General features: G+C 42.3%; 27 protein-coding genes. 25 read left to right on the top strand and 2 right to left on the bottom strand.

Features of this window, described 5'->3' with window-relative positions:
• Positions 1-12: 12 nt before the first annotated feature.
• Together C7I86_RS01650 and C7I86_RS18690 are read right to left on the bottom strand one after the other, a co-directional pair.
• Entirely contained in the window at positions 13-2,283 is a 2,271-nt protein-coding gene (locus C7I86_RS01650; protein WP_010871523.1) for an exopolysaccharide transport family protein, read from the bottom strand.
• 173 nt (positions 2,284-2,456) lie between these two features.
• Positions 2,457-2,600, bottom strand: coding sequence for a hypothetical protein (locus tag C7I86_RS18690; RefSeq protein WP_158299067.1), 144 nt, complete (start codon positions 2,598-2,600; stop codon positions 2,457-2,459).
• Between the two features lie 577 nt (positions 2,601-3,177).
• On the opposite strand from C7I86_RS18690, the gene C7I86_RS01660 reads away from it, so the two are divergent.
• The 25 genes from C7I86_RS01660 to C7I86_RS01785 all read left to right on the top strand — a co-directional run bounded on the left by C7I86_RS01660 (position 3,178) and on the right by C7I86_RS01785 (position 24,696).
• Positions 3,178-3,906, top strand: coding sequence for a Uma2 family endonuclease (locus tag C7I86_RS01660; protein ID WP_010871525.1), 729 nt, complete (start codon positions 3,178-3,180; stop codon positions 3,904-3,906).
• A gap of 38 nt (positions 3,907-3,944) precedes the next feature.
• Entirely contained in the window at positions 3,945-4,775 is an 831-nt protein-coding gene (locus tag C7I86_RS01665) for an ABC transporter permease (RefSeq protein WP_010871526.1), read from the top strand.
• Between the two features lie 210 nt (positions 4,776-4,985).
• The gene (locus C7I86_RS01670; protein WP_010871527.1) at positions 4,986-5,393 is read left to right on the top strand and encodes a hypothetical protein; all 408 of its coding nucleotides are present in this window, start codon (positions 4,986-4,988) and stop codon (positions 5,391-5,393) included.
• 164 nt (positions 5,394-5,557) lie between these two features.
• Entirely contained in the window at positions 5,558-5,944 is a 387-nt protein-coding gene (locus C7I86_RS01675) for a DUF29 domain-containing protein (RefSeq protein WP_231848045.1), read from the top strand.
• Between the two features lie 70 nt (positions 5,945-6,014).
• Positions 6,015-6,578, top strand: coding sequence for a Uma2 family endonuclease (locus C7I86_RS01680; protein WP_010871529.1), 564 nt, complete (start codon positions 6,015-6,017; stop codon positions 6,576-6,578).
• A 161-nt stretch (positions 6,579-6,739) separates the two neighbouring features.
• Positions 6,740-8,032 carry an ABC transporter ATP-binding protein gene (locus C7I86_RS01685; RefSeq protein ID WP_010871530.1) on the top strand — a complete coding sequence of 431 codons (1,293 nt, stop codon included), beginning with the start codon at positions 6,740-6,742 and terminating at the stop codon, positions 8,030-8,032.
• A complete protein-coding gene (rfbF, locus tag C7I86_RS01690) occupies positions 8,029-8,799 on the top strand; it encodes a glucose-1-phosphate cytidylyltransferase (protein WP_010871531.1) in 771 nt (256 codons plus the stop codon). The genes C7I86_RS01685 and rfbF overlap by 4 nt, the downstream gene beginning before the upstream one ends.
• Complete coding sequence (gene rfbG, locus C7I86_RS01695) at positions 8,800-9,882, top strand: CDP-glucose 4,6-dehydratase (protein WP_010871532.1); 1,083 nt, start codon at positions 8,800-8,802, stop codon at positions 9,880-9,882.
• 39 nt (positions 9,883-9,921) lie between these two features.
• On the top strand, positions 9,922-10,470 hold the full coding sequence (locus C7I86_RS01700; RefSeq protein ID WP_020861421.1) for a dTDP-4-dehydrorhamnose 3,5-epimerase family protein: 549 nt from the start codon (positions 9,922-9,924) through the stop codon (positions 10,468-10,470).
• Complete coding sequence (locus tag C7I86_RS01705) at positions 10,386-11,687, top strand: class I SAM-dependent methyltransferase (RefSeq protein ID WP_010871534.1); 1,302 nt, start codon at positions 10,386-10,388, stop codon at positions 11,685-11,687. Before C7I86_RS01700 ends, C7I86_RS01705 begins: the two co-directional genes overlap by 85 nt.
• A gap of 34 nt (positions 11,688-11,721) precedes the next feature.
• Positions 11,722-12,174, top strand: a complete 453-nt coding sequence (locus C7I86_RS01710) for a DUF29 domain-containing protein (protein WP_010871535.1) — start codon at positions 11,722-11,724, stop codon at positions 12,172-12,174.
• 50 nt (positions 12,175-12,224) lie between these two features.
• Positions 12,225-13,085, top strand: coding sequence for a Uma2 family endonuclease (locus tag C7I86_RS01715; RefSeq protein WP_010871536.1), 861 nt, complete (start codon positions 12,225-12,227; stop codon positions 13,083-13,085).
• Between the two features lie 151 nt (positions 13,086-13,236).
• Positions 13,237-13,827 carry a Uma2 family endonuclease gene (locus C7I86_RS01720; RefSeq protein ID WP_010871537.1) on the top strand — a complete coding sequence of 197 codons (591 nt, stop codon included), beginning with the start codon at positions 13,237-13,239 and terminating at the stop codon, positions 13,825-13,827.
• Positions 13,828-13,990: 163 nt separating this feature from the next.
• Positions 13,991-14,140, top strand: coding sequence for a DUF4160 domain-containing protein (locus C7I86_RS19025; protein ID WP_230401107.1), 150 nt, complete (start codon positions 13,991-13,993; stop codon positions 14,138-14,140).
• A 4-nt stretch (positions 14,141-14,144) separates the two neighbouring features.
• Positions 14,145-14,450: a DUF2442 domain-containing protein gene (locus tag C7I86_RS01730; RefSeq protein ID WP_010871538.1), complete on the top strand. Its 306-nt coding sequence runs from the start codon at positions 14,145-14,147 to the stop codon at positions 14,448-14,450.
• A 56-nt stretch (positions 14,451-14,506) separates the two neighbouring features.
• Complete coding sequence (locus C7I86_RS01735; protein WP_010871539.1) at positions 14,507-15,643, top strand: DegT/DnrJ/EryC1/StrS family aminotransferase; 1,137 nt, start codon at positions 14,507-14,509, stop codon at positions 15,641-15,643.
• A complete protein-coding gene (locus C7I86_RS01740; protein WP_010871540.1) occupies positions 15,640-16,665 on the top strand; it encodes an ATP-grasp domain-containing protein in 1,026 nt (341 codons plus the stop codon). The genes C7I86_RS01735 and C7I86_RS01740 overlap by 4 nt, the downstream gene beginning before the upstream one ends.
• The gene (locus tag C7I86_RS01745; RefSeq protein ID WP_010871541.1) at positions 16,662-17,897 is read left to right on the top strand and encodes an NAD-dependent epimerase/dehydratase family protein; all 1,236 of its coding nucleotides are present in this window, start codon (positions 16,662-16,664) and stop codon (positions 17,895-17,897) included. Before C7I86_RS01740 ends, C7I86_RS01745 begins: the two co-directional genes overlap by 4 nt.
• A 69-nt stretch (positions 17,898-17,966) precedes the next feature.
• On the top strand, positions 17,967-18,695 hold the full coding sequence (locus C7I86_RS01750; protein ID WP_223211329.1) for a bifunctional 2-polyprenyl-6-hydroxyphenol methylase/3-demethylubiquinol 3-O-methyltransferase UbiG: 729 nt from the start codon (positions 17,967-17,969) through the stop codon (positions 18,693-18,695).
• A 202-nt stretch (positions 18,696-18,897) separates the two neighbouring features.
• Entirely contained in the window at positions 18,898-19,473 is a 576-nt protein-coding gene (locus tag C7I86_RS01755) for a cephalosporin hydroxylase family protein (protein ID WP_230401102.1), read from the top strand.
• An 80-nt stretch (positions 19,474-19,553) separates the two neighbouring features.
• The gene (locus C7I86_RS01760; protein WP_020861423.1) at positions 19,554-19,760 is read left to right on the top strand and encodes a hypothetical protein; all 207 of its coding nucleotides are present in this window, start codon (positions 19,554-19,556) and stop codon (positions 19,758-19,760) included.
• A complete protein-coding gene (locus C7I86_RS01765; protein ID WP_010871544.1) occupies positions 19,751-20,098 on the top strand; it encodes a type II toxin-antitoxin system PemK/MazF family toxin in 348 nt (115 codons plus the stop codon). Before C7I86_RS01760 ends, C7I86_RS01765 begins: the two co-directional genes overlap by 10 nt.
• A 94-nt stretch (positions 20,099-20,192) precedes the next feature.
• Entirely contained in the window at positions 20,193-22,262 is a 2,070-nt protein-coding gene (locus C7I86_RS01775) for a glycosyltransferase (protein WP_010871545.1), read from the top strand.
• 21 nt (positions 22,263-22,283) lie between these two features.
• A complete protein-coding gene (locus C7I86_RS01780) occupies positions 22,284-23,387 on the top strand; it encodes a glycosyltransferase family 1 protein (RefSeq protein ID WP_010871546.1) in 1,104 nt (367 codons plus the stop codon).
• A 238-nt stretch (positions 23,388-23,625) separates the two neighbouring features.
• Positions 23,626-24,696, top strand: a complete 1,071-nt coding sequence (locus C7I86_RS01785; protein ID WP_010871547.1) for a glycosyltransferase family 2 protein — start codon at positions 23,626-23,628, stop codon at positions 24,694-24,696.
• Positions 24,697-24,756 lie beyond the last annotated feature (60 nt).

Genomic DNA, 24,756 nt, shown 5'->3' on the forward strand with positions numbered 1-24,756 from the left:
GTGCTCCCGATCCTAATTGTCTGCCTGGGCAACTTTTTGACGATCGTAGTAACGGTTATTGTAGTAACGACCATAGTAGTAGCCATAACCGCCGGACGTAGAAGTGATAGCATTGGCCACAATTCCGATAACGTTGAGATCAGCCAACGCCAATTCCCGAAAAGCTTCCTTGATGCTATCCTTGCGGGTCTTATTGAGGCGCACCACCACCACCAGACCATCGGTTTGATCTGCAATCAGACGGGAATCCGTTAGACCCAAAATGGGGGGCGTATCGATCAAAATTAGGTCGAAAGTCTCTTTCCACTGATTCATTTTGACGACAAAATTTTGGGAAGCAGAAACCAACTGCTCCGGGGTCATGGTGTCATCTTGGACTTTGAAGTAGAACAGATTCTTGCCCAAAGGTTCGGGTAAATCCCCATTGTGACCATTAGAGTTGGCCACCAGACTGCCGAGGACGCCATTACCATCGGGGGTGGTGTTTTCGCCTCCGAAGCCGGTAATTTCAGCTAACTTCAACCAGGACTCCTTTTGAGGAAAATAGCGATCGCCATCCACCAGCAGCACTTTTTGCCCCAACTTAGCGGCAGCTTGGGCCAGGAAAAAAGCCGTGGTAGATTTTCCATCACCGGACTCAGCCGAGGTAACCACAAAGGAATGGCACTGGCGTTTGCGCTTGAGGAAAAACAGGTTGGAATAGAGCCTAGCGTAGGACTCTTGCATTGCCTCATTGGGCAGAGGGGAGCCATACTTAATACTGGCTCGCAAATCCTTTTCCAAGGGAATGTACCCTAGGATGGTGTGGTGCTGACTAGCTCTCAAATCTTCGACACTGTGATAGGCAGGATCTAGCTTATCAACCAATAGGGCCGCGCCTCCCCCGGCCAAAAGTCCCAGCATGACAGAAAGTAAAATATCCCTGGGCAGGGTATTAATCGGTGTATCGGGTAGGGTAATGGCGGAAACTAAGCGCCAGGGTACAAAGCTCCTCGCGACCTCCACTTCCAGTGCCTGCCTTGTGGTCACTAATTGGGTTAAACCACTTCTTTGAAGCTCCAATTCCTGTTGGAGACTGGCAAACTCGCCAGCAATGGTGGTGAAATTTTCCAATTGATTTCTCAGTTCCGCTTCCGACCCAATGATACTTTCCAGTTCAATGTTGAGAATATCTAGCTCAATGCCCACACTGGCAAGTTCCTGCAAAGCTTCTGCCTTGGGCCCCCCCACGTCTGTGGCAATGAGGACCTGATCCAATTCTCCATTGCTGAGCGTCCCCTTTTCTTTTTCGGCTTCGGCTCTGATCAACTGCAAAACGTTATCCTTTTCTTCTTGCAACTGCTCCATCTGGGGGCTATTGCCAGTGTAGATGGTGCTAGCTTCCGCCAATTTGAGGTTGATTTCGTTGAGCCGACTAACTAAGCCTGCATAGACAGGGGATTGTCCCAGGGAGCTCAAGCCAAAGGCACTATTGTTATCTATGCCCGTTTTTTGTTCCAGGGCATCTCGTTTGGCGGTTAGTTGTTGGATTTTGATCGACAAATTTTGCCGGAGCACATTAATTTCGTTGAGGCGTGAGCTGAGATTTTCTGCTGTCTGGCTAGGGTCAAAAAACTTATATTGCTGCTGCAATGCCAACATTTGCGCTTGCAACTCTGCCACCCGGTCTTGGAATTTGGGCAACTGGTCATTAACAAAGCGGAGTTTTTCACTCTCCTGTCTGGCTTGCTCTCTACGGGTGTAGTCTAAATATTGTTCAGCTAGAGCCTCCAAAACCGCCTTGACCCTTTCTTGGTCATTGCCCCGGTAGCTGATCTCAACAATGCCTGTGTCCGGCACCACCATCACCGACAGGCTAGCCAGAAAACTACTATAGGAAATTTGCTCCTCTGGGGGGAGGGCGTCATAAATTTGGCTCCAGACCGGCTCCAATAGAATATTACTTTGTAGAATTTCCGACTGGGTGTTCAAATATTCTTTGCCCCGGGGAAGGCTGCCCAGCAGTCCCGAACCTTGGAGTTGGGCCAGGGGATTAACCGTTTCATTCTCGGGGGGGGAAACCAGTAATTGGAAACTAGATTGAAAAACCGGCGGCTTATCAAGTTGCCGCTTGAGGTTCAAGCCTCCCACCGCTAGGGCCACCAGGACAACAATCCACCATCTCCTCCTCAATACACCTGTCAGGTTACCAAGGGAAAAAGAGTCCACTTCTTCAGCACCGTATGCTCCAACTAGCGGAGGGGGGGGGCTACCTTGGGGCAATTCTGGGTAACTGTAGGTCATTATCTTGGGGGGAATGGTTATTGGGCAAGGATGCTTGGGGAATTAGCCATGGTTTAGCACCTAGTGTGTGGAAGCAGTTTTATTTACTTGGGTCAATATTACCGTTATTTTCGGTGACTGTGCACTGTCAATACTAGCCTGGATCTACTGGGAAGGACTCCCACCGGGTTGTTCTAGTTCCTCGGACTACAGCAGGGCCGGAGGACAAAAAACCGAGTCAGAATCGGCGATCGCCATTGGCCAAAAGATTTAGCACCGATGATGATGATCATCTGTGGCCGGGTGGAGGGATGGAGAGTTTGAATTGTTATGACCATAATTGTCTTAGGTCAGTGTGATGCTAACGCAGAACCCCTGTCTCCATAAATTTGAACCTTCACACTTAAGTATTGTTTGCAACACTTAAGTATTAACCAGGTAAGATTGATAACAAATTTTTCCTTGTTTACCTGGACAAAAATGGGTCAATAAATTAGATTTGTCTGTAACCGAATTCGCTTGATCACGGACTCATATCCTGGAATAAAAACCAGTTCAGACTGAATAACTTTTTTGTTTTCCACAGCGGGAGAAGTTCTTAGTATAAGCTCTCGGCAGGAGTGAATGTTTTTTTCTTATAAAAACAATTGAATTTTCGTTTTTCCACCCTAGCCGGAGCCTCGACGGTCCCACAGATCTCGGTTTCGTCTGCCGTATTCTTAGACCAAGCTAAGAACGTATGCAGGATTCCTGTGGCCAAAAATAGGAAATGTAACCGGTGAAAAGCCAATAGTTTGCTCCCATTTGCGGTCCAGGGGAGAACGGCGACATAAATGCCCGGCAGGATTTCTGCCCACTTGGGGCAAGCCATTATGATGGAAGCCGGCCCTTCTCCATCATCATTCGGAGGACAATATGTCAGCAATAACGGCCCAGGAACTGGAATCACAAATGCCGGATGCCACTATGCTTTTGAGTGATGAACCGGAGATGGAAAGTTCAGTGCATTATTTGCAACTGCTCTTGCTAGTTACTAGTCTGGAGTGGGCCTGGCGTCAGAGGGATGATTTTTTTATTGGTGCCAACCTAACCATCTACTTCAGTCGACAACAACTCAAACACCGTGATTTTCGAGGCCCTGATTTTTTCCTGGTCAAGAATACCACCAGACACCCCCGCAATTCCTGGGTCGTGTGGGAGGAAGACGGGCGCTACCCCGACTTGATCATTGAGCTACTTTTCGAGTCCACTGCCAAAGTGGATAGAACCACCAAGCTGGACCTTTATGCCACTAGGTTCCACACCCCTGAGTATTTTTATTTTTCCCCTGAAACTTTGGAATTTGCCGGTTTTAGGTTAAATTTCAACCAATACTCTCCCGTAATTCCCAATGAGCAAGGATGGCTATGGAGTGAGGCGCTGGGATTTTTTCTTGGCATCCACCAGGGTCAGTTGCGCTATTTTTCCGTGGAGGGAATTTTAGTACCTACCCCTGAGGAGGCGGCCCAACAGGAAATATTGAGGCCTGACCAGGCCATGGCAAAGGTAGAGCAGGAGGCTCAACGGGCGGACCAAGAAAAATTCAGGGCCGATCGCCTGGCGGCCAAGCTGAGGGAGTTGGGATTGGATCCCGATGATGTTTAGCCATGGGCCTTTGGGCGTAGCAAAAATTGACCTCAAGTATGAAAACTTCCCCCCCAGAACTGATTATTGAAGCAGGACGCACGGAGCGTCAGTATTGGCAAGACCTATGGCGTTACCGGGAATTGTTTTACACCCTGGCTTGGCGGGACATTGCGGTACGGTACAAACAAACGGCGATCGGTATAGCTTGGGCCTTAATCCGGCCATTTTTGACCATGGTGGTGTTTACGGTGGTATTTGGTAAGTTGGCTAATTTACCTTCGGAGGGGGTGCCCTATCCCATTCTGGTGTTTGCGGGAATGTTGCCCTGGCAGTTTTTTTCCACTTCCCTTAGTTCCGCCAGCGATAGTCTAATTGCCAATGCCAATCTAATTTCTAAGGTGTATTTTCCTCGCTTAGTGGTGCCTACCAGTGCCGTGGTGACTAGCTTTGTTGATTTTTTAATTTCTGGGATGATTATGTTGGGGCTGATGGCTTGGTATAATTTCTTGCCCAGTTGGCATGTGATTACATTGCCTTTCTTCATTTTGATTGCCTTTATGGCTTCCATGGGAGCAGGGTTATGGCTTTGTTCCCTCAATGTCAAATACCGAGATTTTCGCTACATTGTGCCATTCATTGTCCAATTTGGTTTGTACATTTCCCCGGTGGGTTTTAGTAGTAATGTGGTGCCGGAAAAATGGCGATTGCTCTATTCCATTAACCCGATGGTGAGTGTAATTGATGGTTTTCGTTGGGCGATTTTGGGGGGAGAATCAACTATATTTCTGCCGGGTTTTTTGTTGTCTTTACTGTTGGTGATCATTATTTTTATAACAGGAATTCTCTATTTTCGTAAGATGGAACGCACCTTCGCTGATGTGATTTAACCATGGCAACAAACAAATGGTTTTATGAGCTATTGAAGGATTTTAAATACAGTTGCCTGAATTGGGTTTGACCGTGGCACAAGTTGCTCAGGTTGAACAGTTGAACAATGGCGATCGCCAAAGTAAGCTACCCATTAAAATAGGATTATCTTGCCCTGACCCTCAATGTGATTAAATTTCCTGGCATTATTGCCATCAAGCATCTTAACGGTGCTATTGATTACGATCGCCTTTTTGAGGTTCTATGACCAAACCGACTTTGAATTCCTCGGACTCGTTGCCAATCCCCGACAGTGGAGCAATGGATTCACTGTGGCAGCCCTCCTGGCTACATTGGCTAATTTCGGCGTTGAGTGGAACCGTCGAAATCGAGAAACAAACCGCTTGGCTCAAGAAGCACAACGAAGAGTTGAGGAAGGGCAACGCAGAATGGCTCAGGAAAGAGCAGATGAGTCTCGAAGAGCTGAGGAGAGAGAACGCCAAATTGCGCGAACTCGAATCGAAACTCGATGCCGTATTGCCGAAATACAATTCCAGCTTGACCCCTCAGACCGAAATCGAAGACTCTTAAGGGAGGCCTTAGCACTACTGGCTGAATATGGTGATCTGTTCTCGTAAAGGCGATCGCCTAGGAATTTGCCCATTACAATGAAATCATCTTCTCTCCATTTTTGATGTGGTTAGATTTTCTGGCTGACCCCATCCAATAAAAAGAGTGACTAAATACTACTACTACTATGGAGCAACTTTACGAAAGAGATTTTAGTCGATGGGCAGAAACCATGGCCGATCTCCTTGCTGCAGGGGATTTTACGTCCCTTGATATCGAGAATTTAGTGGAGGAAGTCCGGGATTTGTCAAAACGGGAAAGGGATCGCCTTTTAAGTAGTTTACGTTTAATTCTTCATCACTTCCTCAATTGGGACTACCAGCCCCAGAAACGTTCCCGCAGTTGGCAGAATACAATTGATCGAGAGCGGAACAATATTGAACTATATCTTGAGGACAGTCCCAGTCTGCAGCGTTATCTCAATGATGGGGTGTCTCTCGCTAAAATGTATCGGCTGGCGCGGGCCGACGCGATCCGGGAAACTGATTTAGATTTTCCCAAAGATTGCCTATACGATATGGAAGATGTATTAAGTCGCGTTATTTCCCTCGGTGAATGATCCTCTAGAGGGCGATCGCCAAATGAAAACCAATTGTTAAAATTAATTCACTCTTCTAAGCTGCACCATTATGGCTACCGTTTTAGACCTTCAGCCAATTATTTCGTTGAACCGAGGGCAATTTTATCAGCTCTGTCAAAACAATCCTGACCTCAGCCTAGAAAGAAACCCCCAAGGGAAGCTCATCATTCTGTCCCCAGTTGGTGGTGAAAGTGGTGCCCAAGAAGCGAGCCTTATTTTCAAAGTTTCTCTCTGGAATTATCAGAGTCAACTCGGAATTGTCTTTAGTTCCTCAACAATCTTTAGCCTACCCCAAGGTGGCGATCGCTCCCCCGATGTGGCTTGGGTCTCCCGAGGTAATTGGGAAAAGTTAACCCCAGCAGAACGAGAGGGTTTTCCCCCAATTTGTCCTGATTTTGTGATTGAACTCAGATCAAAAAGTGATCGTCTTAAACCCCTACAAGACAAAATGCTAGAGTACCTAACATCTGGTTTGCAACTAGGCTGGCTAATCAATCCACAACAAAAACAGGTGGAGATCTACCGCCAAAATCAACCCACAGAAATAACTAATCTCCCCACAAAATTGTCTGGGGAGAATGTTTTACCCGGATTTAGCATTTCTCTAGACTAGTTTTTTTTGTGGTCTATGGCTAATTCCTAAAAGTTGTCAGTTTTCTGCGGATGAGTTACTAAATCCAGAGTTTTTTCCTGATTAAGAATTGAACAATTATTTTTTTGGCTTTGTCTGGTAAGCTTACGCTATCTGGTTAGGGCGTTTTAAAAACTTTATTTATGTCTGATACAGTCATTCGAGTGGAAAATCTTGGGAAAAAATATATCATCGGTCACCAGCGGCGGGAACGCTATACAACTCTCCGGGATATGATGGCAGAGAAGGCCCGCTCCTTTGGTCAGATGTTTAGACGTAATGGTAAGGAAGATTACCCTACCCACGAAGAGTTTTGGGCGCTGAAGGATGTGTCCTTTGAAATTAAGCAGGGCGATCGGGTTGGCATTATTGGGCGCAATGGGGCGGGTAAGTCAACACTTTTAAAGATTCTCAGCCGGATTACGGAGCCGACGGAGGGGCGCATTTCTATTAAGGGTCGGGTGGCGAGTCTGTTGGAGGTGGGGACGGGGTTCCATCCTGAGTTGACGGGGCGGGAGAATATTTATCTGAATGGGGCGATTTTGGGGATGGGCAAGGCGGAAATTAAGAAGAAGTTTGATGAGATTGTGGCGTTTGCGGAGGTGGAGAAGTTTTTGGATACTCCTGTCAAGCGGTATTCTTCGGGGATGTATGTGCGCTTGGCGTTTGCGGTGGCGGCCCATTTGGAGCCGGAAATTTTAATTGTGGATGAAGTGTTGGCGGTGGGAGATGCCCAGTTTCAAAAACGTTGCCTTGGCAAAATGGAGGATGTTGCAGAAAAAGAGGGTAGAACGGTAATTTTTGTTAGCCATGCTATGCCCATGATTGCTTCTTTATGTAATAGCTGTTTTCTCCTAAAGCACGGCGAAGTTATTAAGGAAGGAAGTCCCGGCTCTGTAATTGCCTATTACCAAAGTGATGGACAGCATAGTCCAGGCTCTGTTGACTATACTTCATCTCCTTCTCCCCCTGGAGACCATTTAGCAGTTTTAAGAAGGGGATGGATCGAAAATGAAAAAGGAGAGCAATCTTTAGATGTTCGGATTGATGAGCCCCTAACGGTTTATATGGAATATGAAGTTCAACAAAAAACACCAGGCACCCCCTATCCAAATTTTCACTTTTATGATGATAAAAATAATTGTGCTTTTGTGACTGCCGCTATGGTTGATATAAATTCTCCTCTAGAAGAGGGAGTTTATCGTGCCCTTTGTCATATCCCGGCCAATTTTTTGAACGACGGTGTTTACTCGGTGGGATTGGCTGTCACGTTTATGCACTCAGGCGTCCACGTCAGTTTTTATGATCAATCTGCTTTGGTTTTTAATGTGACTGACCCGATTGAAGGGGTGATAACCCGGGGCATGGGTTATGTAGGGCCGATACCAGGGGTTTTAAGGCCAGTACTTGACTGGAATGTGGAGAAAATTGCATGAAAGCTGTAATTCTTGCCGGTGGCTTGGGGACTAGAATTTCCGAAGAAACTCATCTTCGACCTAAGCCGATGATTGACATTGGCGGGCGACCCATTCTCTGGCACATCCTTAAACTCTATTCTGCCTACGGTGTAAATGATTTTATTATTTGCTGTGGTTATAAAGGCTATGTTATTAAGGAATATTTTGCCAATTATTTTCTACATATGTCCGATGTAACCTTTGACATGGTTTCCAATGAAATGATTGTCCATCAGAGAAAGGCAGAGCCATGGAAAGTGACCTTAGTGGATACCGGGGAAAATTCCCTTACAGGGGGAAGATTAAAGCGGATTAAAACTTTTATTGAAAATGACAATGCTTTTTGTTTTACCTATGGTGATGGTTTGGCAAATATTAATATTCAAGAATTAATTGCTTTTCATCAAAGTCATGGTAGGTTGGCTACGGTCACAGCAGTTGTGCCCCCCGGTCGATACGGCGCACTGAAATTAGAAAACTCTAAGGTTTTCGGGTTTACGGAAAAGCCTCCCGGTGATGGCGGTCTAATTAACGGCGGTTTCTTTGTTTTATCTCCCCGTTGCTTGGATTTTATTGGGGGGGATATGGATAGTTGGGAGGGTGAGCCCCTAACTGAATTGTCTGGTAAGGGGGAGTTGATGGCATTTGAGCATAGGGGTTTTTGGCAACCAATGGATACTTTACGGGATAAGAATCATCTAGAAGAGTTGTGGCAATCTGGTCAGGCTCCTTGGAAGGTATGGTAAATGCTAGATAAGTCGTTTTGGCAAGGTAAATCCGTTTTTTTAACGGGCCATACGGGTTTTAAAGGCAGTTGGTTAACTCTCTGGCTCAGTCAGTTGGGAGCAAAGGTGTCGGGCTATTCATTAGATCCTCTGACAAACCCTAACTTATGTGAACTGGCTGAAATTGCTAAATGTTTGCGCTCTGATACTCGGGCTGATGTCAATGATTTAGCGAATCTTCAAAAGGCGATCGCCGAAGCCAGGCCGGAGATTGTCTTTCACCTTGCAGCCCAGCCTCTAGTGCGCCGTAGCTATCGTGATCCAGTCGGCACTTTTGCCACTAACGTGATGGGAACTGCCCACCTTCTTGAGGCGTTGCGGGCCTCTGACTCAGTGCGAGTGGTGGTGATTGTGACTACCGATAAGGTTTATCGCAATGTTGAATGGTGTTGGCCATACCGAGAAGATGATCAACTGGGAGGTCATGATCCCTATAGTGCGAGCAAGGCCGCCTGCGAAATCGTAGTAGCCAGTTATCGTGATGCCTTTCTTCGAGAACAAGGAGTGGCCGTGGCCAGCGCCCGGGCCGGCAATGTCATCGGAGGGGGAGATTGGTCAGAGGATCGTCTCATTCCTGATGTTGTCCGCGCCCTAGATGCAAAAACGATGGTCATAATCCGTCGTCCCCAAGCTATTCGTCCCTGGCAACATGTGTTAGAGCCTCTAGCTGGCTATTTATTGTTAGCTCAAAAACTTTGGCATTCACCAGAATTGGCAGGGGCCTATAACCTAGGCCCGGAAACAAAAGACGCAGCCACTGTGCGTCAAATATTAGAATTTGCTTCGCGAATAGAACCCGGCTTGCAAGTGGAATATGGCGATGGCAATGAAGGGCCCCATGAGGCGGGTTGGTTATCCCTCGAGATTGCAAAAGCGCGAACTTTACTGGGATATCGTCCTAGTTGGGGGGTCGAGGAGGCAGTACGACGCACAATGATCTGGTATCGTTCTCAACGACAGGGAGAAAGCCCATTAACTCTTTGTCAGACAGAAATTGAAGAATATGAAAAGGAGCTAATGGCTCTGTCAGACCTTGCTATCTGAAACAAAAACCCAGCAAAAATGACTACTATGGGAAGATTTTTGACTGAAGATTTGGGCATTGCCGGACTCAGAACCGTTATCCGTCAGCCCATCGGCGATCGCCGGGGATTTTTGGCCCGTTTGTTTTGTGCTGAGGAGTTGAAGGAAGTAGGTTGGCATAAACCCATTGCCCAGATTAACCATACCCATACGGCCCAAGGCGGCACTGTGCGAGGTATGCATTACCAAAATCCTCCCTCTGCGGAAATGAAATTGGTTACTTGCATTCGGGGTCAGGTTTGGGATGTGGCGGTGGATTTGCGGGTTGATTCCCCCACTTTTTTGACTTGGCAAGGGGTAGTACTAAGTGCGGATAACAATAGGGCATTGTTGATACCCGAAGGCTGTGCCCATGGTTTTCAAGCCTTGAGCGATGATGTTGAATTGATTTACTGTCACTCGGTCGCCTATAACCCGATGGCGGAAGGGGGGTTGAATCCCCAAGATCCTCGCCTAGGGATTGAGTGGCCCCAAGCAATTACCGAATTATCCCAGCGAGACCAAAATCACCCCTTACTAGATTCCACCTTTTTAGGTCTGAGTTTATGAAATGTCGCCATTGCCATACACCTTTAAAGCAAACATTCCTGGATTTGGGTTTTGCCCCCCCGTCCAATGCCTATTTGAACCAGATTGATTTAAGTAGACCGGAGGTTACTTATCCATTAAGGATCAAGGTTTGTGAACAGTGTTGGCTAGTACAAACAGAAGACTACACCCAGGCGGAAGAGTTATTCTGTGGGGACTATGCCTATTTTTCCAGCACGTCTAGTAGTTGGCTTAGCCATGCGGCCCGTTATGTGGAAAAGATTACAGAGCGGCTAGGTTTGACTACGGATAGTTTTGTCATTGAGGTGGCGGCCAATGATGGCTATCTGCTCAAGAATTTTGTGGCGGCGGGGGTTCCCTGTCTGGGCATTGAACCAACAGCTAGCACGGCGGCGGCGGCGGAAAAACTAGGGATTGCTGTTTTAAAAGAGTTTTTTGGAGAAAATTTAGGGCGATCGCTCTCAGCAAAGGGCCAACAGGCTGATTTGATTATTGGTAATAATGTCTTTGCCCATGTACCGGATATTAATGATTTTACGTTGGGTTTAAAACAAGCCCTGAAACCAGGGGGAACCATTACCTTAGAATTTCCCCACCTAATGCAATTACTGGCCCAGACCCAATTTGATACGGTTTACCATGAGCATTTTTCCTATCTTTCTCTCTACACGGTCACAAAAATCTTTGCTAAAGCTGGCTTGCAGGTGTGGGATGTGGAAGAGTTACCTACCCATGGCGGCAGTTTACGGGTCTATGGCTGTCATCTAGGCGATCGCCAAGTTAGTGAGCGAGTAAGGGAATTATTGAAACAGGAAACGGCCCAGGGTTTACAGGATTTAGCAATCTATCAGCATTTCCAGGAACGGGCAGATCAGATTAAAAATCAATTGCTAGCCTTTTTGATTGAACAGAAAACAGCGGGGAAGGTGGTGGCCGGTTATGGGGCAGCGGCTAAAGGTAATACTTTGCTCAATTATGCTGGGGTGAAACCGGATTTGTTGCCCTTTGTTTGTGATGCATCTTCATCTAAGCAGGGTAAGTTTTTACCCGGTAGTCATATTGCCATTTTGCCTCCAACGGCGATCGCCGAAAAACACCCGGATTTTGTCCTGATTTTGCCTTGGAATTTACGGACAGAGATCATGACCCAGTTGGGCTATGTGGGAGACTGGGGGGGGCAATTTGTGACCGCAATTCCTAATTTACAGATTTGTTAGAATGTTGAGCAGGTAAAGAAAATAAGCAACTCCTATGGTTGAAGCAACAGCCCTCACCTCACTTTACGAACAAGATTATCCTGCCTGGTTAGATTTGACCCTAACACAACTTAAACAGCAGCAATTTAGCGTCATTGATTGGGCTAATTTGATTGAGGAAATAGAAGAATTGGGCCGAGAACAACGACACAAGGTAGAAAGTTATCTGTTGCGTCTTCTCATCCACCTACTTTTGTACGAGCATTGGCAAGCTGAACGCCCCTGGTCAGGTAAAGGCTGGGAAAAAGAGATTGATAATTTTCGGTTAGAGCTTGATTCCCTGCTGGAGTCCCAAGTTCTTCATAACCATTTTGAGACAGTTCTACCAAAAAACTACGCCAAAGCCCGCAAACTGGCTATCAAAAAATCTCACTTATCACCAACAATATTTCCTGAAGTTTGTCCCTATACCCTGGGTCAAATTCTTGACTTTGGTTGGTTGCCATAATCAAAAAAGTTTTTATAATTGTTGGTAAATTTACCGGACGATTAAGTATTATGTCTGCCATAACTGCCCAAGAGTTAGAAGCTCAAATGCCCGATGCTAGTCAATTATTGAGCGATGAACCAGAAATGGAAAGTTCTTTGCACTATATGCAGTTACTACTGTTAGTTACCTGCTTAGAATTGGCCTGGCAAGACCGAAACGATTTTTTTATTGGTGCAAATTTGACTATCTATTTTAGCCGTCAGCAATTAAAGAGTCATGACTTTCGTGGTCCTGACTTTTTCTTGGTTAAAAATACTGCCAGAAAACCTCGAAAATCTTGGGTGGTTTGGGAGGAAGATGGTCGCTATCCTGATTTGATTATTGAGCTTTTATCGGATTCGACTGCAGACACTGATCGCCATTTGAAACGAGATTTATACGCAGAAAGATTTCATACACCAGAATATTTTTATTTTTCTCCGGATACCCTGGAGTTGGCGGGCTTTAGGCTAGATGGTGACAAGTATCAACCTATTATACCCAATGATCAGGGTTGGCTTTGGAGTAAGGTGCTGGGTTTTTTCTTGGGAATAGAGGGGCAAGAATTGCGCTATTTCACCCTAGAGGGCGCTGTTCTCCCCACCCCCCAAGAAGCGGTAAGAATAGAAGTGGACAAGGGGATGGCCATGGTTGAACAGGAAAGACTCAAGGCAATTCAAGCTGAGCAGGATGCTGAACAGGAAAGACTCAAGGCAACTCAAGCTCAACAGGATGCTGAACAGGAAAGACTCAAGGCAATTCAAGCTCAACAGGATGCTGAACAGGAAAGACTCAAGGCAATTCAAGCTCAACAGGATGCTGAACAGGCTAAGGCTGAACTACAAAAATTACAAGATAAAGTTAGATCCCTTGGTATTTCTATAGATTAATTAGTTTATGTCTAAATTCCGCGTTTACTACACTAATCCCTCGATCACCAAACTTTAAAGTGGAGAACTCCACCGCTGAGGCCAGCTATGAAGAAAAGATGCTAAAAGGTCACTTAGTTCTTAATTTACTTAACGGGGAAAATAAACTGCTATGGTTTTTACATTAGAAAAGTCTCAATCAGCGGCTAATCACTTAGTTTTACCAGGTGTTTCTTGGGAAAAGTTTGAGGAAATTGAAGCTACTTTTGAAGGTATTGAAGGAGTTCGTTTTATTTATTTAGATGGAGAGCTGGAAATTGTTATGAGTCCAAGCAAGGCCCATGAAAAAGCAAAAAGTACTATTGGGCTTTTGCTGGAAGCCTATATGAGGGCAAAGAAAATCAGGTTTTATACGATGGGTAGTTTAACTTTAGGTACGAAAGAAGTTACGGGACGAAAGGAGCCAGATGAGTCCTATAATATTCACATAGTAAAGGACATTCCCGATTTAGTTATTGAGGTAATTGTCACTAGCGGGAGTATTAATATTTTGGAAATATACCGCCGCATTGGTGTTCCCGAAGTTTGGTTTTATCAGGATTCTGCATTGACCGTTTACACGCTTAAAGAGGGACAATATTTGAAGGTTGATAACAGTCAATTATTGCCAGAATTAAATCTAGAAATATTCGTAAAATATGTTAGTCACCCGGATCAATATGATGCGGTAACTGAATTTATTGATGAGTTAACCTGTCTATAATCGTTTTTATTGCTAAATCCCGCATTTACTACACCAAGCCGTTGATCGCCATACAATGCCCATTATTAGTCGTTTTTTAGGAATCACAATCTGCATGTACTAGAATGATCGTTCGCCTCCCCACTACCATGCAAGATACGGTGAATATGAAATCATTGTCGAAATCGAAACAGGTGTAGTGAATGGGTCATTTCCAAAACGAGCATTACGTCATGTTTTAGAATGGCATGATTTACATCAACCCGAGTTAATAGCCAATTGGCAACTTTGTCGCCAACAAGAAGATCTAAAATTCATTCTTCCTTTGGAGTAAAGTTATGTTTTTACATGTTGTTTCTGCTTCTTACATGGATAACTACAAAATTAAGCTTCAATTTAATGATCATCGTACTGGAATTGTCGATCTAGTCGATAGTTTAAACGGCAAGATGTTTAGTCCATTGCAAGATCTGGTTTTGTTTCAACAATTTGGAGTTGATGCAGAATTGGGAACAGTTTGTTGGTCAAATGGTGCTGACTTTGCGCCTGAATATCTGTATTTTCTCGCATTTCGTGATCTTCCTGAATTGAAGGAACAGTTTGAAAAATGGGGGTATTTGCGAGCTAAAGTTGCCGTTAGTTGATTCTACCTCTGAAATAAATAACCCTGATATGTGGAGTTCAAATTAAGACTGATTTTATGGCTAAATCCCGCATTTACTACACTAAGCCCTCAATAACTGAGCTGGAAGTCGAGTATGCTACTGATGCCGCTCGCAATGGCTGGGGCGATCGCTGTTATGAATATATTGTGCGTTTTGAAGAAGTATTTAAAAAATATTTAGGGGTCGAATATAGCATTGCAACTTCTAGCTGTACGGGGGCTTTGCACATGGGGATGGCGGCTCTGGGGATTGGCCCTGGTGATGAGGTGATTTTAGCGGATACGAATTGGATTGCTACGGTGGCTCCCATTGTCCATCTGGGGGCCAAGCCGGTATTTGTGGATATTTTGCCAGATAGTTGGTGTATTGATCCCGTTTTGGCGGAGCAAGCGATTACGCCACGGACGAAGGCGATTGTGGCGACTCATATTTACGGCAATCTCTGTGATATGGAGGCTTTATTGGCGATCGAGCAACGCCATGGCATTCCGATTATTGAGGATGCGGCAGAGGCGATCGGCTCGGTTTACCATGGCAAGCGGGCTGGCTCGATGGGTAAGTTTGGCAGTTTTTCTTTCCACGGTACGAAGACGTTGACAACTGGGGAAGGGGGGATGTTCGTGACCAATGATCCTGATTTATACGAGACGGTGTTAACGCTCTCGAATCATGGCCGGGCTAGGGGGCAAACGAAGCAGTTTTGGGCGGATATGGTGGGCTTTAAATATAAGATGTCCAATATCCAAGCGGCGATCGGCTGTGCTCAAATGGAGCGCATTGAAGAGTTGGTTAGCCGTAAACGGGAAATCCTTAGTTACTATAAAGAAAATTTGGAGTCTTTACCGGGGATAACAATGAATCCTGAGCCAAAGGGTATGGTTAATGGTGGATGGATGCCAACGGCGGTATTTAGCCCTGAATCTGGTATTACTCGGGAAAAGTTACAAGTCCTTTTTAAGGAGGCGAATGTGGATGCCCGTGTTTTCTTTTGGCCGTTATCGAGTTTATCGATGTTTGATGATAAGCCCACAAATAAGTTGGCATGGGATATTCCAACAAGGGCAATAAATTTGCCTAGTTATCATGATTTGAGTGGCAAGGATATTAAACAGGTTATTGATTCTATGACAGACAATCTTTATCCGAAAAACGCAAATAGATCAAAAAAATGAATCAACGAATCAAAGTAATGATTGCTGGGATTGGAGGGGCTTCTCTTGGCACAGAAATTTGTAAGTCCCTCAAACTGGCTAAAATATACGACGTATTTGGATGTGATATTTCTGCTACTGCCTATGGTATGTATGAAAATGACTTTTTGAATACCTATCAAGTCTCATCTAGTAACTATGCGAGAAATGTTCTGGATGTTTGTGTTGATGCGGGCGTAAAATGGCTAATCCCAGGTGGCGAAGAGCCAATGAAACTGTTAGGTCAAGAAACAAAAATGTTTGCTGCGGCAAATATTCATGTGGTAGCAAATTCACCTAGTTTAATATCTATTTGCTCCAATAAAAAGCGTACTTTTAATAAATTAACTGAGTTAGAAATATCAATTCCTAAAACTATTGCGCTACAAAGTAAATCAGATTTAGACTACATCGGATTGCCCTGTATTGTTAAGCCTTCAACGGGAACAGGGGGTAGTGTTTCTGTCTTTTTTGCTGTTAGTTTTGAAGAGGCTATGGTTTATGCTGAGTTTATTAAACGTAATGGAAGCGAGCCTATCGCTCAAGAATATATTGATATTAACGAGGGCGAATTTACGATTGGTGTTTTGTCTCTTCCCAACCAAAATGTTGTCGGTTCGATTGCTCTAAAGCGAGAATTGAGCGCCAAATTATCCGTTGCATACCGAGGCCGTGGTGGTATTATTTCTAGTGGCTACTCCCAAGGGTACATTGGTGAATATCCAGAATTGTGTAAGCAAGCGGAAGATATAGCTAAAGCACTCAATAGTGCTGGCCCTATTAATATCCAAGCAAGAGTCAGGAATGGAAAACTTATGCCATTTGAGATTAATCCACGATTTTCAGCATCAACATATCTTCGGGCTATGGCTGGTTTTAATGAAGTTGACATAATGCTTCGGTATTTAGCCTTGCAAATAGAACCTCAAAAACCGTTAATTCAGACTGGTTGGTATTTGCGTAGTTTAACTGAGCAGTATGTTTCAGAAGAGGCCTTAAGATGAAAATACGTTGGATTACACCACTTCTAGGTACGGCTGCTTTTAACGCTGTTCAGAATATTACAGATATTACTGTTGTTGATGTTCGAGATCTTGTAGATAAAGCTGGCAATGATAACAGTGCTATTTTGCATAAAATTCACCAAGGAGTCGATTTAATTAAGCAAGGTAAGCGCACTGTAATTTGTTGTGACTATGGAATGTCTCGGAGTAATGCCATAGCTGTTGGTATTATTACAAACTTGGAAAAAATCCCTTTTAACCAAGCTCTGCGTCAAGTTCAAGAAGCTACTGGCGAAGCAGAAATTAAGCTTGATCCACTCAACGCAGTTCGTCAAGCTTTAGGAGTGAATATTAAAAAAGAAAAGTGTAGTCAATATAGAAATATTTTAATCACAGGGGGGAGGGGATTCATAGGCACAGCCTTGCAAGGTGCTTTAATTAATAGTGAATTTAGGTTAATATCTCCAACTCGTGAGCAGATTGACATTTTTGCTGGGAGTACAAAGCTTGATTTATTGGCCAGTGAAGAAAATATTGATTGTATTGTTCACTTGGCAAATCCCAGAGTTTATACTTCCAACGTTGCGATGGGACAAACTCTAACAATGTTGCGTAATGTTATTGATGTATGTCTTGCAAAAGATATTCCCTTGATTTATCCATCTAGTTGGGAAATCTATTCTGGATATGCTGGCACAATTCATGCTGACGAATCTACACCAGCATTGCCTCGTGGTCCATACGGAGAGACAAAATATTTAGCAGAAATATTAATAGATCATTGTCGGCGTACTCGTGGCTTACGTTGTGCTATCTTGCGATCTAGTCCAGTTTATGGCTCAATGTCTGACAAACCGAAGTTTATATTTAACTTCTTTAAAAAAGCGAGTCAAGGGCAGAAAATAGTTACCCATCACTATATCAATGGCAATCCCAAATTAGATCTCCTTCACATCGATGACCTTATATCGTCTATCGTTGCGACCCTCAAGTCTAGGTTTATCGGTAATCTTAATATAGGAACTGGACAATTAAGTTCAACCTTGAAAATTGCCGAGATGATTAGAGATGAGTTAGGCAGTTCTAGTATGATCCAACAAATAGAGGTAAATACAGAAGTTGCATCAATTGCAATGAATTATGGGCGAGCTAATCATGTTTTAGATTGGGAGCCTGTAATTTTCTTTGAGCAAGGTTTAAAGTCCCTTCTACATCAAATTTCCACCAACTAAGAAAGCAAGCAAATGCACCTAAAAACAGAAAAAGAACTACAAGAAGGATTTACGTGGGCTAGGTCTAAAATGTTTGCTGATTACAACAGCATTCTAGGCTACTACCAAGCGAAAGCTTGCATAGAGCACTCTCGTGGTGACAGCTTATTAGATATGCCCTGCGGAGATGGAACTTTAACTTCCCTTTTAGCACCAGCTTTTAAGACTGTTGTTGGTTTAGATGCCTCTAGTCAGCACCTCGCATTAGCCAAAGAAAACATGCCCAGTGCAGAATTTTATGAAGGCTTGATTGAGGAATTTGAGACTAATCAAAAATTTGACACCATTACAATGCTTAATATTCTTGAGCATGTAGTAGATCCAATAAGTGTCTTACAAAAAGCGGCTAGCTTGCTGAGTCAAAATGGCATTTTATTAGTTCACGTACCTAATGCCCTAGCTGTAAATCGAAGACTAGCAGTATTGATGGGAACTCTGACTCACTGCGAAGAACTCTCACCTTTTGATATTCAAGTCGTAGGACATCGCCGTTCCTATTCACTGTCAACTCTCTGCAATGATATTGAACAAGCTGGGCTTAAAATTAATGCAACTGGTGGTGTATTTTACAAGTCTCTCTCCACTCCTCAAATGGATTGGTTCTTAGCAAATGGACTATGGGAAGAAGGTGGATTTGGTTGGGGGCGAGTTGGTGGTGAGCAAAAAGACTGGAAAGCAGAATTTTGTCGCGCATCCTATGAGCTAGGTAAACAACATCCTGAAGATTGTAATATTATCTATGCTTGTATTACTAAGTGATTAACTTATTCAATTAAGAGGTAATTCAGTGAATCCATTAGACTCTTTTAAATCTCAAGTTGAAGCAAATGTTACGGGACTTGGAGCGGACAAAGATATTCAGGCGCTATCTCGAATATGGTCGCGTGAAACTAATCGAAATGGTTACACTTATAACTATTCATGGCTAGGCCGCCCCATTATTCAATATCCCCAAGACATTATGGCCATGCAAGAGTTGATCTGGTCAATTCAGCCAGATTTAATCATCGAAACGGGCATTGCCCACGGTGGATCGCTGATTTTTTCGGCTTCCATGTTAGAACTCAATGCTATTTCTGGTGGTCCCCAGGATGCAGAAGTGTTGGGTATAGACATTGACATTCGTCAACATAATCGGGAAGCCATTGAAGCCCATCCCATGGTTAAGCGCATCTCCATGATCCAGGGTTCTAGCATTGCTCCAGAAATAATTGAACAAGTTAAAGCTAAAGCCGAAGGCAAACAAAAAATTCTCGTTTGTCTGGATAGTAATCACACCCATGATCATGTGCTGGCAGAATTGGAAGCCTATGCTCCCCTAACCTCCGTGGGTAGTTACTGCGTCGTATTCGATACAGTAGTCGAAGATCTGCCTGACGAGATGTTTGGCGACAGGCCCTGGGGCGTGGGGAATAATCCCAAGACAGCGGTGTGGGAATATCTCAAAACCCATCCTGAATTTGAAATTGACAAGAGCATCCAGCACAAATTGTTGATTACTGTGGCTCCCGATGGCTATTTGAAGCGGTTAGGTTAGTTCTTGTTTAAAGGTAGTCACTTTACCTAGATTATCTAGATTATTATGTATAAAGAAATGTCGATTTTAGGTAATGAACGATGTACGCAATAGAGTTTGAAGCAGATCTACAAGATGGTGTTCTTACAATTCCAGATCATTACAAATCTCTGAAAAATCAGCATGTACGTGTAGTCATTATGCTAGATGGCCATGGTAATGAATTGGAACTACGGGCCTTATCAGATCATTCAGCAACATTGATTGATGAATGGCATGATCCCTCCGAGGATGATGTATGGATCTGAAGCAGGCAGAAGTCGTCCTATGCGAGTTCTATTTTTCTGACCTCAAGCAGAATAAACTAAGGCCCGTTGTTGTTTTTAAGGACAATTTGCCCTTCGATGATTTTGTTGGAATGCCGGTGAGTAGCAGGGTAGGTCAATTAAATGACGATGAAATCGTGTTGGATGAGTCGGATTTTATTGAGGGCCTTCTGTCCAAGTGCTCCAAAGTGATGGTGAGAAAAATATTCGTCATCTCAAAACAGGTTGTCATCAAAAAGCATGGTACGCTCTCTACCCAAAGCTTTAGTAAACTTCATCTGACTTTCTGTAGGTATTTTGGATGTGAAAACCAGTCTTGAATTTAAGATTGGCAAAAGTATTCAGCATAAACTGTTGATCACCGTTGCCACCGATGGGCGCATAAAATGAATTCACTAGATTTGCTAAAATTCTATGTCCAAAAATGACAAGCCATTAGTCAGCATTGGTATACCAACTTATAATCGAGCAGAAAGCTTAAAACGAGCAATAAATTCTGCTGTTAATCAGACATACACAAACCTCGAAATTATTATTTCTGATAACTGTTCAATTGACGAAACCCAACAATTGTGTGAGGAACTTTGTAAACTTGACTCCCGTATAACTTACATACGTCAAGCTAAAAACTTTGGTGCTACTAACAATTTTAGTTTTGTTTTAAAAAAAGCGACTGGAGAATACTTCATGTGGCTGGCAGATGATGATTGGATTAGTGAAAACTATATTTATGACTGTCAATTTTTTCTTCAAAATAATCATCAGTATTTACTTTGTAGTGGAATTGCCAAGTATTATTTGGGTGATGATATCCGTATGGGAGAAAATATTTGCCTAGAAGAAAACTCTCCCATAGAAAGGGTGAAAGAATATTTTAATAAAGTTCAAGATAATGGAATTTTTTATGGACTTTATCGCAAAGAAGCCGTTCTAAAATTGAGAATTCCTTCATGTTTTGGAGGTGACTGGGTTTTTATCGCTTGCATATTATTACTCGGCAAAGCCACTACATTAAATACTTGTGTTATTCATAGAGTATTTCAGGAAAAGAGTACAGAAGACTATGCAAAAGAAATTAATTCTAAATATGTGCTGGAAAAATCTTATCCGTATGCTTTTATCTGTTTTCATTTCTTTTCGGAAATTGAAAGAACCTTGATTTTGCAAAACATATTAACAAAACAACAAAAAATACTCTTGTTTCTTGATATTTTATTGACTTTAATGCGTCGTTTCGGTCACTTATATTCAATTGAATATGGTTGGTTGAATATCTTTTGCATTCGTAAAAAATTAATCTCTTTGCTAAAGATAATAATTAGAAATTTCCGCCAATCGTGTTTATATTTCATTGATTCGCTACGAACATTTATTTATAACTTAAAATATACACCACAAATGTATCAATTGTATGCATCAAGCAAACAAAAGAATTCTGACTTAAAGAAATTAGCTTTTTTTTCTCCTGTGAAACCAATAAAATCTGGTATATCAGATTACTCGGAAGAATTGATTAGATTTCTCTGCAAGAAGTATCAGATTTTCGTCTTTATAGATGACTCATACACAGAAAAACAATGCCCAAACATTGAAAATACTTTTTACTTAAATCACAGATTATTTCCCATAACCTCAAAGATACTTGGAATCAAGAAAATTGTTTATCAAATTGGAAATAATTATTATCACAACTATATGTTTAAATATATCAATAAAAACCATGGAATAGTAGTCTTGCACGACGGAATACATATGTCCGGGAATGTCTTGCAGCAACCAGAAAGACATAAGATTGTAGTACATAGTCTTTCTGCATCTACCCAGGTAAAGAGTAAGTATCCAAATTTAAGTGTAAATGTAATTAGTCTTCTCATGAGTTTGCCTGAAGAAAACTTAAAGCAAGATAAAAATTCACTAAGACATGAATTAAATATTGATATAAATACTTTTGTTTTTGGAGTATTTGGAATTATATCTGAGCCCAAGATGGTTTACGAATTATTATTAGCTTTTTGTCATTCTTTTGTTCAAAATGAGAATGTAGCATTTCTTATGGTCGGCTATGAAATTGCAGATTCAAGAGTACTAAATTTTCTCCGAGCAAATGAAGATGATAAAAGGCTTGTGTGTAAACTTGGTGTAAGTATGGAAGACTTGTATAAATTCATAAAAGTCACCGATGCTTGTTTTAACTTAAGATCTACTTCACGAGGAGAAACATCTAGCTCATTGCTTAGGGTAATGTCTTGCGGTATTCCCGTAATAGCTAGTGATATTGACAGCTTTTCAGAATTACCTAGCGATGTTCTGCTAAAAGTCTCTCAGAACTTATCTCAAGATGAATTATCTTCCATATTAAAAAAAATTTACAATGAGAAAGACAAGCTCAAAGAAATAGGTAAAAAAGGAAAATCTTATATTAATTCTTTTCATTCTCCCAGCAAAATTTCTGATATTTATTCTACTCTTATTGAAATAGAATAAAACTAGTTTACGTTTCATAATATGAAAATCTTTTACGATGGTTTAATTTATGCAGCTTACTCCAAGCAATCTGGGGGGATTAGCCGCTACTTTGATAACTTAATAAGTCGATTGCCAGAAGACTTTTATCCTGGTTTAACCACCGGCAGGGAAAAAACAGGTAGTCATCCCATCCATCCCCACCTTGAATTGTATCGTTTTGACTTAAGGTTTCGCCCAGGTAGAATTTGTAACTGGGTAAGAAAAGAGTATTTTCAATATCTTTCTGAAAAATATAAACCTCAATTAGCTCACCCAACCTATTATTCGCTTTTAACCGGTCGTCGAATTGAAAGCTATCAATGTCCAGTTGTCATTACAGTCCATGACATGATCCATGAAATCTTTGCCGACTACATGGATCCTAATGGTGAGCAGGCTGAAATTAAGCGAAACGCTATTCTTGCTGCACAGGCAATATTATGCAATTCAGAAAACACAAAGAGAGATTTATTAAATCAATATCCTGCCTTAGAGAATCGCGTCAGTGTAACCTATTTAGCTACAGAGTTTAGTGAAGATAATATTGACGTTAATGCTTCAGTGCCAACACAACCTTACTTTCTTTATGTGGGTGCTAGGGGAACATACAAAAACTTTGATCAATTACTACTTGCGTTTCAAAAAGTCACTGCCAAACCCAAATATGCCGACTTACTGCTTTGTGTCGTTGGCTCACCCTTTGAAAATCAAGAAAAAGAACGCCTTGAATTCCTAGGCTTATCGAAAAATGTCGTCCATTATGGCAGAGCTACAGACGGACAACTAGCCAAGCTTTATAATCAGAGCATTGCTTTTGTTTATCCTTCCCTTTATGAAGGGTTTGGTATTCCACCTTTAGAAGCCATGGCCTGTGGCACTGCCGTAATTGGATCTAATGTTTCTAGCATTCCGGAAGTAGTAGGTGACGCAGGGCTACTATTTGATCCCAAATCGATGGATCAGTTAGTTGATCAACTTTTGTATGTTTTAGAAAACCCAATAAAACGAGATAGCCTGATTCAAAAAGGTAAAAAACAATGCAAAAAATTTAGTTGGGATAAAACTGCACAACAAACAGTTGAAACATATCGTTCTCTTCTATAGAATAATTTTAACCAAGTAGGCCATGGCAGTTCAGCGAATGATTAAAATAAAAATATTTCTACTTTGCTTTAAAAGCAAGTATATGCTCTGACATTGCTACTTATTGCGGCTCTGACTTCTTTATTGATAGTGATTTCAATTTATAAATGAGAATTCCTAAAGGCGATCAACTCTTAACACCAATCATGCTAACCGTATAAAATTACGAGAACTTAAATATTTATTTGCGAACGTTTATATGAATCCAATAGTAAAAGCTCCCACTCTTAATGATTTGCCAGCTCCCCCACCGGGTAAAACAGGCTGGCCCTGGACAGAGCAAAATGAAGCTTTACCGGAAAAAATGCCTGATGGTTCGGATTGGCCAAAAATCAGTATTGTTACTCCTAGTTATAACTATGGTCAGTTTATCGAAGAAACTATTCGTTCTGTTTTACTACAAGGCTATCCTAACCTTGAGTACATAGTCGTTGACGGTGGTTCGACAGATAACACAGTTACAATTATTCGAAAATACGAAAAATATTTGAAATACTGGGCAAGTGAGCCCGATCATGGACAAACAGATGCTATTAATAAGGGGTATCGTTATTGTTCAGGAGACGTGTTTGCCTGGCTCAACGCCGACGATCTCTACTATGATCAATCTACACTTTTGAAAGTTATCAACTTTTATCAAAAAGGATACGATTTAATTGTTGGTGAATGTCTAAATATTAATGCTGATGGAACCCATTTTAATCAAGCAATTACATCCACAGAAAAATCAGATCCCACTTATTTCAAAAAATATCTTCGATATTGGTCGTCTGGCTTTTTGCCACAGCCAGCAATCTTTGTAAAAAAAGAAATGGCAGACCAATGTTTTCCACTAAGTATAGAGCTATACTACGCCATGGATTTTCAATTTTTTCTAAGAGTCTTAAATCAAGAACCTAAGTCAGTTTGGATTCAAGAAAAACTAACTCGACTCAGATGGCATGAGGACAGTAAAACCATGGGAACAATATCACGAATAGACTTTCATGCAATAGTGCCAGAACCGGAGGTGCATAAAGTAGCTCTAGCAGAAGCTGAAAATTTACCAACTTGGCTGGAAAAAATATTTTTTCGAATCCAAGCATTTGATTATCTCTCTCTCCAACCTTATATAAATTCCTTGGACAATTTTCATTGGTTACAAATTACTAAAACCATTGTTAAAAGACCTACCCTGGCTGTTTGGCCATTATTTTGGAAAATATTTTTTCGATCTTTGCTTGGCGAACAAATTTATAAACTTCTAAAAAGAACTATTAGGACAAATTAGTTTAATGGGTTTCTTCAAGAGGCAATCTAATCAATTAATATCCCAAACTTGGTCTACCCA

The organism is Synechocystis sp. IPPAS B-1465, from assembly GCF_003015225.1.
GTDB lineage: Bacteria > Cyanobacteriota > Cyanobacteriia > Cyanobacteriales > Microcystaceae > Synechocystis.